The sequence below is a fragment of the Oerskovia sp. NPDC060287 genome, from assembly GCF_042726775.1.
Taxonomy (GTDB): Bacteria; Actinomycetota; Actinomycetes; order Actinomycetales; family Cellulomonadaceae; genus Oerskovia; species Oerskovia merdavium.
Genome location: NZ_JBHXBO010000011.1, coordinates 1 through 10,958 on the forward strand (window position 1 = coordinate 1; position 10,958 = coordinate 10,958).

At 73.4% G+C, this 10,958-nt stretch carries 10 protein-coding genes; 2 read left to right on the top strand and 8 right to left on the bottom strand.

Going from position 1 to position 10,958, the window contains the following annotated elements; translation table 11 throughout:
- Positions 1 to 111: 111 nt before the first annotated feature.
- Together ACFWFR_RS01950 and ACFWFR_RS01955 are read right to left on the bottom strand one after the other, a co-directional pair.
- Positions 112 to 597 carry a hypothetical protein gene (locus tag ACFWFR_RS01950; protein ID WP_377616421.1) on the bottom strand — a complete coding sequence of 162 codons (486 nt, stop codon included), beginning with the start codon at positions 595 to 597 and terminating at the stop codon, positions 112 to 114.
- Positions 598 to 619: 22 nt separating this feature from the next.
- On the bottom strand, positions 620 to 1,507 hold the full coding sequence (locus ACFWFR_RS01955) for a dihydrofolate reductase family protein (RefSeq protein WP_377620820.1): 888 nt from the start codon (positions 1,505 to 1,507) through the stop codon (positions 620 to 622).
- 126 nt (positions 1,508 to 1,633) lie between these two features.
- Between ACFWFR_RS01955 and zapE the strand changes: the two genes are divergently transcribed.
- Entirely contained in the window at positions 1,634 to 2,719 is a 1,086-nt protein-coding gene (gene zapE, locus ACFWFR_RS01960; protein ID WP_377620868.1) for a cell division protein ZapE, read from the top strand.
- Here the strand turns inward: zapE and ACFWFR_RS01965 are convergent.
- From ACFWFR_RS01965 to ACFWFR_RS01980, 4 genes are read right to left on the bottom strand one after another with little or no spacing between them, the layout of a single operon-like run.
- Positions 2,697 to 3,620 (bottom strand): polyphosphate kinase 2 family protein, encoded by a 924-nt coding sequence (locus ACFWFR_RS01965; protein WP_377620821.1) that lies wholly within the window; start codon positions 3,618 to 3,620, stop codon positions 2,697 to 2,699. The genes zapE and ACFWFR_RS01965 overlap by 23 nt on opposite strands.
- Positions 3,621 to 3,634: 14 nt before the next feature.
- Positions 3,635 to 5,329 (bottom strand): hypothetical protein, encoded by a 1,695-nt coding sequence (locus ACFWFR_RS01970; RefSeq protein ID WP_377620822.1) that lies wholly within the window; start codon positions 5,327 to 5,329, stop codon positions 3,635 to 3,637.
- Positions 5,326 to 7,596 (bottom strand): glycogen debranching protein GlgX, encoded by a 2,271-nt coding sequence (gene glgX, locus ACFWFR_RS01975; protein WP_377620823.1) that lies wholly within the window; start codon positions 7,594 to 7,596, stop codon positions 5,326 to 5,328. The genes ACFWFR_RS01970 and glgX overlap by 4 nt, the downstream gene beginning before the upstream one ends.
- 54 nt (positions 7,597 to 7,650) lie before the next feature.
- The gene (locus ACFWFR_RS01980; protein ID WP_377620825.1) at positions 7,651 to 9,504 is read right to left on the bottom strand and encodes a SulP family inorganic anion transporter; all 1,854 of its coding nucleotides are present in this window, start codon (positions 9,502 to 9,504) and stop codon (positions 7,651 to 7,653) included.
- A 295-nt stretch (positions 9,505 to 9,799) separates the two neighbouring features.
- On the opposite strand from ACFWFR_RS01980, the gene ACFWFR_RS01985 reads away from it, so the two are divergent.
- Positions 9,800 to 10,033, top strand: a complete 234-nt coding sequence (locus tag ACFWFR_RS01985; RefSeq protein WP_191804953.1) for a hypothetical protein — start codon at positions 9,800 to 9,802, stop codon at positions 10,031 to 10,033.
- A 53-nt stretch (positions 10,034 to 10,086) separates the two neighbouring features.
- Here the strand turns inward: ACFWFR_RS01985 and ACFWFR_RS01990 are convergent, their stop codons facing one another.
- Together ACFWFR_RS01990 and ACFWFR_RS01995 are read right to left on the bottom strand one after the other, a co-directional pair.
- Positions 10,087 to 10,374 carry a hypothetical protein gene (locus tag ACFWFR_RS01990; protein WP_318244605.1) on the bottom strand — a complete coding sequence of 96 codons (288 nt, stop codon included), beginning with the start codon at positions 10,372 to 10,374 and terminating at the stop codon, positions 10,087 to 10,089.
- Positions 10,375 to 10,459: 85 nt separating this feature from the next.
- A complete protein-coding gene (locus tag ACFWFR_RS01995; protein ID WP_377620827.1) occupies positions 10,460 to 10,783 on the bottom strand; it encodes a DUF2277 domain-containing protein in 324 nt (107 codons plus the stop codon).
- Positions 10,784 to 10,958: the final 175 nt, after the last annotated feature.

Here is a 10,958-nt window from a genome sequence, read left to right on the forward strand (position 1 = left end):
CCACCTGGTGGTGACGGCCCCTCGTCGTCGGGTGCGGCTCGGTCGTCGGGTGCGGCTCGTCGTCGTGCTCGCCGCGTCGTGAGGTGCGGCCGCGGCGTGCGGGTGGTCGGGTCAGCCCAGCTCGCTGGTGCCCGAGTACAGATGCAGCACGGGCACGTGCAGCTCCTCGCGGGCGCGCGACGCCCAGTCCTGGTGGAACGTGTCCTCGACCGCGTGCGGGTAGGTCACGATCGCGATCTCGCGGACGTCACCGGCGGCGACCGCGGCGCGCAGCGCGGGCAGCGGGTCGTCCTCGGTCACCGTGCCGTCGGCCTCGCGGCCCGCGGCACGGAGCTCGGCGACGCTCGCGTCGAGCTGCTCCTGGGCGGTGGCCGTGGCCTGGGCCCGCGACGGCTCCTTGCCGAGCACCTCGTCCCACGCCTCCTTGAGCTCTCCCACGCTGAGGTGGTCGATGATCGCCGAGACGACGTTGCGCTCGGTGTCGGCGGGTACCAGGACCCGGTAGGCGAGGGTCTCGTCGGGGTGCAGGGACAGGATGTGCTCCACGTCCACGGCGGCGAGGGTGTCTTCGGTCAGGACGAGGATGGTGTCGGTCACAGGCCCAGACTAGTCAACGTTCTCAGCGCAGCGCCCATCGGGCAGCCAGTGTCCCGCCTGCGTGCAGCAGGTGCTCGAGCCGTGGACGGCGCGGGTCGGCGCTCGCGGGGCCGGTCGCAGCGCCCGCGACGAGGGGCGGCATGCCGGCCACGATCCGTCCCGGCCCCGGTCCGACGAGCACCGGCGTCGTGGTCACGCACAGCTCGTCGAGCAGGTCGGCCGCGAGCAGGTCCGCGAGCAGGTGCGGGCCGCCCTCGCACAGCACCCGTGTCAGGCCCCGGTCGGTCAGGGCTGCGAGCCCGGCTCGCAGGTCGGGCCCGGGCGTGGGGGAGGGGAGGTCCTGGGACGGGAGCGGCGCACCCGCGCGCGCGCCGTCGTCGGGCCCGACGACGAGGACGCGGTCCGCGGGCACGCTCGCCCGGGCGATCCCCGCCCCGTGCTCGTCCGTGATGACGAACGGCGGACGATCGCCTGCGGCCAGCGCTGCGGGCAGGTGGCCGCTGCGCGTGACGACCGCGAGCTCGAGCGGGCCGCGTCCCGCACGCAGGTGCTCGAGCCCGCGCGGGACGTCGAGCGCGGTGTAGCCCTCGGCCCGTGCTGTGCCCGCCCCCACGAGCACGACGTCCGCGAGGGCTCGCAGCACCCGGAACACACGCCAGTCGGCCGCGTCGTTGATGGTGCCCGATCGATGGTCGGGTCCCCACGCGCCGCCGTCGACGCTCGAGACCATGTTCGCGCGCACGTGCAGCCCCGGCGGGGACGCGTAGAACGCTGCGAGCTCCTCCTCGCGGGGCGTGACCTCCAGGCGCGTCCCGGCGAGGTGCCCCGCGCCGCCCGGGCCCAGCAGCACGTCCAGCGCGGGCAGCGACGGGGCAGGGCTCGATGGGGTGACGTCCGACACAGCGCTCATCCCGCCAGGCTAGTGCGCGTAGGCTGGATCCTCGTGACTGCTGCGCCTCCCGATCTCGCCGGGACCCCGTCCGACTCGTCGAACCCGCCCCGCACCGCCGCCTCGCCCGCTCCGGGCACGGCGAGCCTGCCGGACGCGGGCACCGAGAGCACGGCGCGCGTGCGGGCGCTCGCGGACATCCGGCCCGTCGTGCCGCCCACGCGACTTCTCGCGGACCTCGTGCCGCCGCGCCACTTCGCCGACGCACGCTTCGCGACGTACCGCGCGAACCCCGCCTACCCGAGCCAGGCCTCGACGGTCGCCCGTCTCGAGGAGGTGGGTGCCCAGCTCGCTCCCGGTGCGTCCGGCAGAGGCATGCGTGGTCTGTTCGCCAAGCGCAAGGCCGTGCCCGCGATCTACATGGACGGCGGGTTCGGCGTCGGCAAGACCCACCTGCTGACCTCGCTCGCGCACGCGGTGGGCCCCGACGCGGCCTACGGGACGTTCGTCGAGTACACCAACCTCGTGGGGGCCCTGGGCTTCCAGGCCACGGTCGACGCGCTCGCGACCAAGCGGCTGGTCTGCATCGACGAGTTCGAGCTCGACGACCCGGGCGACACGGTCCTCATGTCCCGGCTCCTGCGCGAGCTCGCGGACCGGGGCGTCGCACTCGCCGCGACCTCGAACACGCTGCCCGGCTCGCTGGGCGAGGGACGCTTCGCGGCCGAGGACTTCCTGCGCGAGATCCAGGCCATGGCGGCACGGTTCGAGGTCATGCGGGTCGACGGCGAGGACTACCGTCACCGCGCGGTCGTGACCGAGACGCAGCCCCTGCCCGCCGACGTCGTCGCTCAGGTCGCGGCGAGCCACCCGGGCGCGACGCTCGACTCGCTCGACGAGGTGCTCGACCACCTGCGGCACGTTCACCCCAGCAAGTACGGCGCGATGCTCGACGACGTCACGCTCGTCGCGCTCACCGGGGTCCACCCGGTGACCGAGCAGTCGGCCGCGCTGCGGCTCGTGGTGCTCGTCGACCGCCTCTACGACCGCGACGTGCCCGTCCTGCTCGCGGGCGGCCAGGCCGAGGGGGCGGGCGCCGCAGGTGCCGAGGCCGCGATGTTCACCGACGAGATGCTGCGCGGCGGCTACCGCAAGAAGTACTTCCGGGCGCTGTCCCGGCTGGGCTCGCTCGCCGAGGACGGTCGCGCGCTCACGCGGACTCCAGCCGCCTGAGCTCGGTCGCGACGTCGAAGTCGGCGGGCGGCCACCCGAGGTCCAGGCGGCGCAGCGCGTCGAGCACGAGCTCGGAGACCGCGAGCCGCGAGAACCACTTGGAGTCGGCCGGGACGACGTGCCACGGCGCGACCTCGGTGTTGGTGCGGTCGATCACGGCCTGGTACGCCTCCTGGTAGGCGGGCCACTTCTTGCGCGCGTCGATGTCGCCAGGGTTGTACTTCCAGTGCTTCTCGGGACGCTCGAGGCGTTCGCGGAGCCGCGCCTTCTGCTCGTCCAGCGACACGAAGAGGGCGACCTTGACGATCGTCGTGCCGCTCGCGACGAGCTCCTGCTCGAACGCGTTGATCTCGTCGTAGCGGGACTCCCAGACCTCCGGGGGGACCAGCTCGTCGACACGGACCACCAGGACGTCCTCGTAGTGCGAACGGTCGAAGACCCCGAGGTAGCCCGGGTCCGGCAGGGCGCGACGGATGCGCCACAGGTAGTCGTGCTCACGCTCCTCCGCGGTGGGGACCCCGAACGACGTGTGCTGGACACCCTGCGGGTCCACCAGGCCGATCACGTGCCGCACGATCCCGCCCTTGCCCGAGGTGTCCATGCCCTGCAGGACCAGCAGGACCGAACGGTTCCCGCCGCTGCGTCCCTCGGCGAACAGGCGCTCCTGGAGGTCCGAGAGCTCGTCGGCGTGCGCGTCGAGCAGCCGCTCGGCCTGCTTGCGCCCCTGGGACCACCCGGGGGTCGAGGCGCGGTCGAACGCCGCGAGGTCGAACCCGCGCGGCGCGCGCAGCGACTCGACGGGTGGAACGTCCCAGCCGGCGGACTTCTTGCTGCCGGAACGGGCCGCGCTGCCCTCAGGTGCTGGTGCGGGGCCGGCCGAGCCGGACGAGTGCTTTCCCATGCGGGTGAGGCTAGTCACCTCGCGGTCAGGACGACAGCCGAACGGCCCGCGACACGCACGGAGGACTCGTCGACGGGAGCCGGCGCGAGGGGCTCGAGGTCCGGTCGCGCGCTCGCGTGGTCGGGCCGTGGCCGAGCGACGTCGTCGACCTCCCCGCCGGTCTGGGCCGGGTCGTCCGGCGGTGACCACCGCGCGGCCACGGTCCAGGCGCGTCGGGACGAGGGGAGCAGCGCGGTCCGCGGGTGAGGGCCCACGTTGACGACCGTGACGGCGTTCCCACGCTGGACGAGCACCACGCCTCCCGGTCCGCGGCGCACGATGAGGGCCGCGTCGTCCCGCACGGCCCGGCGCAGGCGCAGGAGCGCGCCGGTCCAGGCACGCAGGCGTTCGGTCGCAGGCGGCTCGAGGCGCGGGACGAAGGCCGAGGCGAGGAGCAGCGCGGTCGCGATCGCCTGGCCGTCCTCGTCGACGCGTTCGGTCGATCCGAGGCCGAGCATGACCTGCGCGGCGTCGGGCGCCGTCAGGATCCTGCTGAGGGCGTTGAACCACGTAGCGTCTCCCTCCCGGGCGCCCGCGACCAGGGCGTGGAAGGACCGCTCGAGACCGCGGACCCACAGCGTGCCCAGGCCCCTGCCTCCCTGCTCGGCCGGCACCAGCATCCGGGGCTCCGCCGTCTCGCACTCGCCCACGAGCCGCACCGGACGCCCCAGTGCGAGCGACGCGGCGTCCGCCGTGCGGGCGACCTCGACCAGGAGGTGCACGGGCGAGGCGTCGGCAAGGTCCTGGACGCGGGCGATGCGCAGCGCGTCGACGTGGAAGTCGCGGAACCATCGGTCGGCGCTGTCGACGACCCAGTCGTGGACCTCGCGGCTGCCGGCGCGGTCGAGGTTGATCCTGCGCCCCGCGGGCAGCTCCACGGCCGGCTCTGCGGCGCGCTCGTCCCGCGAGGGGAGCGCGGGCAGCGGCGCGCCCGCCGGGCGGCGCCGGCTGCGCAGGGGGGCCAGGTACGGGGCGTAGGCCTCGAGGAAGGCCGCTCCGGGGGCCGCGCGGTGGTAGGCGACCCCGAGCGAGACGCCGATCCCGTGCGCGTGGGCCGCGTCGACGAACCGCTGGAGTGCGCGCGGGCCGCCGATCTCCTCGCACACCGTGTAGAGGTGCGGGCACAGCACGCCCGCGACCGAGCCGATCGTCCGCAGCTCGACGACCGCGACGCCGAGCGCAGCCAGGGAGTCCAGCCGCTCGGCCGCCGCGTCGAGCGTCCCCTCGGGGGTGAACGTCGTGGCGTCGACGTCGAGGACCGCACCCCGCACGTCGGGACCTCGCCACTCCTCGTCGGTCCAGTCGAACGCGGGGTCGAACGAGCGGCTCCAGCCGAGCAGCCCGTGGGGCTGGCGCGGGCTGCGCGGGTCGGGGAGCGGTGGGCCCCCGTCGATCGAGAACCCGTAGTCGGTGCCCGGCTCGAGCTCGTCGTCGGCCCCCCACCAGTTGGGCACGTGCATCCCGACCAGGCGCAGGGGGCGACGCTCGGGCTCGGGAGGCGTCGCCGACGCCTCGCCGTCCGGGGAGTCCTCGCCGCCCCGTGCCGGGCCGGGCAGCACGACCTCGATCGTGCGGGCCCGGGGCGCCCAGACGACCGGGCGCGGGCCGGGGACGGGGATCATGGGGGCGTCGTCGGGCGGCTTGGCGATGTTGCGGTAGCGCGAGGTCATCCGGCGAGCGCCTCCTTCTCGGCCCGCACGAGCAGCACCGTGGCGAACGACGAGACCGTGAGCAGCTCGCCCGCGCGGAAGGTCAGGGGCTCGGGCTCGGCGCCGTCCGCCGTGCTCACGAGGGTGCGCCACGTCGCGCCGTAGGCCGCGGCGGGCAGCGTGAAGTCCAGCGCACGGTCCGAGGCGTTGAGCAGCAGCAGGAACGAGTCGTCGACGATGGGCTCCCCGCGCCGGTCCCGCTCGGGCAGGTCGTCTCCGCCCAGGAACACCATGACGGACTGCGCGTACCCCTGGTTCCAGTCGGTCGTGTCCATGCGGCTGCCCGAGAGGTCGAACCAGTCCATGTCAGGGATCTCGCCGTCGGGCGTGCCGGCGGGGCCCTGGAAGAAGCGCCGCCTGTGCAGGAGCGGGTGCGCCCGCCGGATCTCGACCACGCGGCGGGCGAAGTCCAGGAGGCTGCTGCGCTCCTCGTCGAGCCCCTCCTCGCCACCCCAGTCCATCCACGTGATCTCGTTGTCCTGGCAGTACCCGTTGTTGTTGCCGTGCTGCGTGCGGCCGATCTCGTCGCCGTGGGAGAGCATGGGGACGCCCTGGGAGAGCAGGAGCGTCGCGAGGAAGTTGCGGCGCTGACGTGCCCGCAGCGCACGGACCTCGGGGTCGTCGGTTGGCCCCTCGACCCCGCAGTTCCACGACCGGTTGTGGTTCTCGCCGTCGGCCCCGCCCTCGCCGTTGGCGTCGTTGTGCTTCTCGTCGTAGGAGACCAGGTCGGTGAGCGTGAACCCGTCGTGGGCAGTGACGAAGTTGATCGACGCGATGGGCTTGCGACCGGAGTGCTCGTACAGGTCCGAGGACCCCGTCAGGCGGCTCGCGAACTCGGGCAGCATGGCCGGCTCGCCGCGCCAGAAGTCGCGCACCGTGTCGCGGTAGCGGCCGTTCCACTCGGTCCACAGGGGAGGGAACCCACCGACCTGGTAGCCGCCGTCGCCCAGGTCCCAGGGCTCGGCGATGAGCTTGACCTGGGACACGACCGGGTCCTGCTGGACGATGTCGAAGAACGCCGAGAGCCGGTCCACCTCGTGGAACTGACGGGCGAGGGTCGCCGCGAGGTCGAAGCGGAACCCGTCGACGTGCATCTCGGTGACCCAGTACCGCAGCGAGTCCATGATGAGCTGGAGCACGTGGGGCGAGCGCATGAGCAGCGAGTTGCCCGTGCCCGTCGTGTCGAAGTAGTGGGCCTCGTCACCGTCGACGAGCCGGTAGTAGGCGGCGTTGTCGATCCCGCGGAACGACAGCGTGGGGCCCAGGTGGTTGCCCTCTGCCGTGTGGTTGTAGACGACGTCGAGGATCACCTCGATGTCGGCCTCGTGGAGCGCCTTGACCATGGCCTTGAACTCCATGACCTGCTGCCCGCGCGTGCCGTACGCGGTGTAGCCGTTGTGGGGCGCGAAGAAACCGATGGTGTTGTAGCCCCAGTAGTTCGAGAGCCCCTTGGCGACCAGGCTCGGGTCGTTCACGAACTGGTGCACGGGCATGAGCTCGACGGCCGTGACGCCCAGGGCGCGCAGGTGCTCGACCACCGCCGGGTGGGCCATGCCCGCGTACGTCCCGCGCAGCTCGTCGGGCACGTCGGGGTGCAGCATGGTCATGCCCTTGACGTGCGCCTCGTAGATGACCGAGTCGTGGTAGTCGTGCTGGGGCGGGCGGTCGTGGCCCCAGTCGAAGAAGGGGTTGACGACGACCGAGAGCATGGTGTGCCCCAGCGAGTCCTCGGTGTTGGTGGGGGCCGGTGGCGCCTGCTCTTCTGCGACCGGCTCGTCGTCGGCGTCCTCGTGCGGCGCGCCGTGGGCCTCGTCCGCGGGCGTCGCGAAGGCCCCGCCGGTCGCGGCCTGCACGGCCGGCGTCTCGCCGAACCGGTACGAGAACAGGGACTCGTCGCCGTCGACCTGCCCGTCGATCGCCTTGGCGTACGGGTCGACCAGGAGCTTCGCGGGGTTGCACCGGTTGCCTGCCGCCGGGTCGTACGGGCCGTGCACCCGGTAGCCGTAGCGCGCTCCCGGGCCCAGCCCGGGCAGGTAGACGTGCCAGACGTGCGCGTCGACGTCCTCGAGAACGACGCGCGTCTCGCGGGGACGCCCGTCCTCGTCGAGGTCGTCGGCGATCAGGCACAGCTCGACCTTCTCGGCGACCTCCGAGAAGAGGGCGAAGTTCGTCCCCGTCCCGTCGAACGTCGCGCCCAACGGATACGGTCGGCCCGGCCAGGTCTGCATGGGTCGAGCCTTTCATCCCGGGCGCAGGTTGTCGCCCACGGCACGCCCCGGGGTTCAGGACGGGGCAGGAGCGGAGTGCGCGCCGGGCGCCTCGGGAGGTACGTCGGAGCCTGACGGCGTCGGGCGCCCGGGGGGAGTCGGTCCCGGTGGGCGCGACGAAGACCCCGCGACGTCCACGGAGTCGATCGTGCTCACGACCCTGCCCTGGTCCTCGAGCTCGCCGAACCAGTCGGAGGCTCGCAGCCGTTGCTCGAGGGCCGGCTCGACCCCGGTGAGGTACAGGCGGCACCCGTTCTCGGCGAGCTCGTCGTCGAGGTCCTCGAGCTCGTCGACGACCGTCGAGGACACCCAGTCCATGGCGCTCACCTCGAGCACGAGCGTCCGGGCGCTCGCGGCCCTGGCGAGCTGTGCGGTGCGCTCGACCGTGGGGCGCACGTTGGCCGTGTAGAGCATGCCCCGCAGCCGGAGCACGAGGAGGTCCGCGCCCGTGCTGGTGTCCGTGGAGCCGGGGCCGGGCAGGGCGCCCGGGGTGCTCTGCGCGACGCCCGCGGTCGGCGCTCCGGCCGGCAGCGGCTGGTCGGGCGCGGCCTCCCACCCGTCCGGGCCGTGTCGCAGGACCTCGACCTGGGGGCGGTCGAGGTCGCGCAGCACGATGAAGAGCGTCATGAGCACGCCCGCGGCGACACCCGCGAGCAGCCCGGAGAGGAGCCCGACGAGCGTGGTCGCGACCGCGATCCACAGCTCGGACATGTCGAAGCGGGTCAGTGCCCGGAACTCTCGCACGTCGACGAGCCCGAGCGTGGCCACGAGCACGACCGCGCCGAGGGTCGCCTCGGGCATGTGGTCGAGGACCGGGGCGAGGAAGAGGGCCACGAGGACCGCGAGCAGCGCGGTCACGACGCTCACGAGCTGGCTCCGTGCCCCGGCCCGCTGGGCGACCGCGGACTGAGAGAAGCCGCCTGCGGCGGGGATGACGGCCGTGAACCCGCCCACGAGGCTCGCGGCCCCGACCGCGAGCAGCTCCTGGTCGGGGTCGATGCGCGGGTCCTTGCGGTTGCGCACCTCGCGGGCGACCGCGACGGACTCGAGGAAGGCCATGATCGCGATGGCTGCCGCGGCGGGCAGGAGGTGGGGCACGTCGCCGAGCCGCGGCAGGACGATCGCGGGGAGGCCGGCGGGGATGGGGGAGACCAGGCTCACACCGCGCTCGGTGATGCCGCCGAACGCCGAGGCGAGGATCCCGCCCGCGACGACGAGCAGCGGGGCAGGCAGCCTGGGCCAGAGGCGGCCGATGCCGACGAGCGCCGCGAGAGAGACGACCGAGAGGAGCACGGTCGTCCCGTCGACGTCCGAGAACGCACGGACCGCGGCTCGGACCTCGGGGACGAACCCGTGGCCGTGAAGGGTCTCCCGTGCTCCGAGGAGCTTGGGGACCTGCCCGACCGCGACCGTCAGCCCCACGCTCGCCTTGATGCCCGTGAGCGTCGCATGGCTGATGTTCTGCACGAGGGAGCCCAGCCGGAGAGCGCGTGCGACGAGCAGGATGACCCCGACGAGGACCGTGAGCGTCGCGAGCGCCCGGATCCGCGCCTCGGAGTCGCCGCCCCCGCTGATCGTCGAGAGGCCGACGAGGGACGTCGCGACGAGCGTCGCGATGGTCGAGGTGGTCGACATGCTCAGCGCGCGCGATCCGCCGAGGGCCGCGTAGACGACCATCGGGAGCATGCACGTGTAGAGCCCGTACTGAACGGGCAGGTCGGCGATCGTCGCGTACGCCATGGCCTGGGGCACGACCACGGCGCCGGCCGTGAGCCCGGCGAGCACGTCGGTGCGCAACGAGGCGAGACGGTACCCCTGCAGGGTGGGGAAGAGGCCCCGCAGGGCCCGGGGAGGATCCGGGGCAGCCATGGCCCGAGTATCGCCCGCGGGGAGCGTCGGCGCGCCTCGTGGCCCGACGACGACGCCGCGGCCTCGGTGCGAGCCGGTCCGCGGGGTCGGGGAGCGAGGAGGTTCGAGGGAGGTGAGAGTCCGCGGCGAGTCCTCGCCAGGAGGGCGAAATAGTGTGCCAAGCGCGGAGCGCATCCCGACCGCCCCGTTCCTGCGTCTCACCGCCTGCCGGGAGAGGGGTGATCTCTCCCTGGGGGCGCCCGCCCGGTCGGCGCGGAGCCGTGCGTCGGACCGTGGGACCTGCTAGACCAGGGGTATGAGCAGCACGAGTGAGCACCGCGCCCCTGACGCGGTCGACCTGAACGAGAGCGACGTCTCGTCCGCACGCATCTCCCCACGTTCGCGGCTGACCCTGGAGCAGGAGGCAGAGGTCGACGTCCGCGAGGGAGGGGACGCCTCGAAGGCGCCGCAGTCCTTGGCCGACGAGGAACGGCGACCCACGGACGGGATGTCGAGCGGACGGTCGTGGGACGACCCGGACGAGCTCTGAGGAGCTGACGGCCGGCGTGTCGGAGCGGCGCGGCGGACCAACCGCCCCGGCACTCAGTCGAGCGTCGGCAGCCGGTCCTGGTCCACGGCGACGAGGCGGGGCATGCCGGCAGGGGCCACCTTGCTCAGCGCGACGTAGCGCGCCTCGGCCCGGTGCAGCCGGATGTGCTCGTCGAGCGACCAGTCCGGTCCGTTGGTGAGCTGCATGCCGCACGAGCAGTCGATCGTCACCCGGCCGTCGTCGACCCGTCGGACGTGGCCGATGGTGACGTGCGAGGTGCGGGCCTCGGCCTTGGCGCGGCGCATCGAGGCGCTGACGGGTTCGTTGGCGGGGGAGTCCACCCGACGAGCCTAGACGCTCGGACGGTGCACGAGGGGAACCGGGGCCTCGCACGCGAGAGGCCAGGCGTGCCCGACCCGGTGGTGGTCAGTGCTCGTGGACGAGGCCCAGCTGGTGTGCGCGGTCGTGCGCGGCCTCTGCCGCCTCGCGCGCGGCGATCCTTGCCCGCACCTCGGCCCGGCGCAGCGGGGGGACCGTGCTCGGGGGCTGACGGCGCTCGGGAAGGTCGGCGAGCAGCCGCGTGACGGTCGCGGCGATCTCGGCGACGGCCACGTCGACGGGGCCACGGGTCGCCGCGCTGACGCTCTGGACCCCGGCGACCTTGCGGACGAACTGCAGTGCGGCCGCCTGGATCTCCTCGTCGGTGGCGGGTGGATCGAGCCCTCGCAGGGCCGTGATGTTGCGACACATGCTCTCGACGCTACGTGCGACCCGTCGTCGCGACAAGGGACGGATCGCGCCATGGCGTCGGGCCCGACGATTTCCACGCTTTGAGGGGGTATGACAAAAGGCCGTCCCGGTGGGGACGGCCTTCGTTGTGGTGGGCGATACTGGGATCGAACCAGTGACCTCTTCCGTGTCAGGG

Bases quoted from the DNA above. Each gene is read 5' to 3' on its own strand.
- ACFWFR_RS01965 (WP_377620821.1), bottom strand. From the start codon at position 3,620: ATGGGAAAGCACTCGTCCGGCTCGGCCGGCCCCGCACCAGCACCTGAG.
- glgX (WP_377620823.1), bottom strand. From the start codon at position 7,596: ATGCAGACCTGGCCGGGCCGACCGTATCCGTTGGGCGCGACGTTCGAC.
- ACFWFR_RS01955 (WP_377620820.1), bottom strand. From the start codon at position 1,507: ATGAGCGCTGTGTCGGACGTCACCCCATCGAGCCCTGCCCCGTCGCTG.
- ACFWFR_RS01985 (WP_191804953.1), top strand. From the start codon at position 9,800: ATGAGCAGCACGAGTGAGCACCGCGCCCCTGACGCGGTCGACCTGAAC.
- ACFWFR_RS01980 (WP_377620825.1), bottom strand. From the start codon at position 9,504: ATGGCTGCCCCGGATCCTCCCCGGGCCCTGCGGGGCCTCTTCCCCACC.
- ACFWFR_RS01995 (WP_377620827.1), bottom strand. From the start codon at position 10,783: ATGTGTCGCAACATCACGGCCCTGCGAGGGCTCGATCCACCCGCCACC.
- ACFWFR_RS01970 (WP_377620822.1), bottom strand. From the start codon at position 5,329: ATGACCTCGCGCTACCGCAACATCGCCAAGCCGCCCGACGACGCCCCC.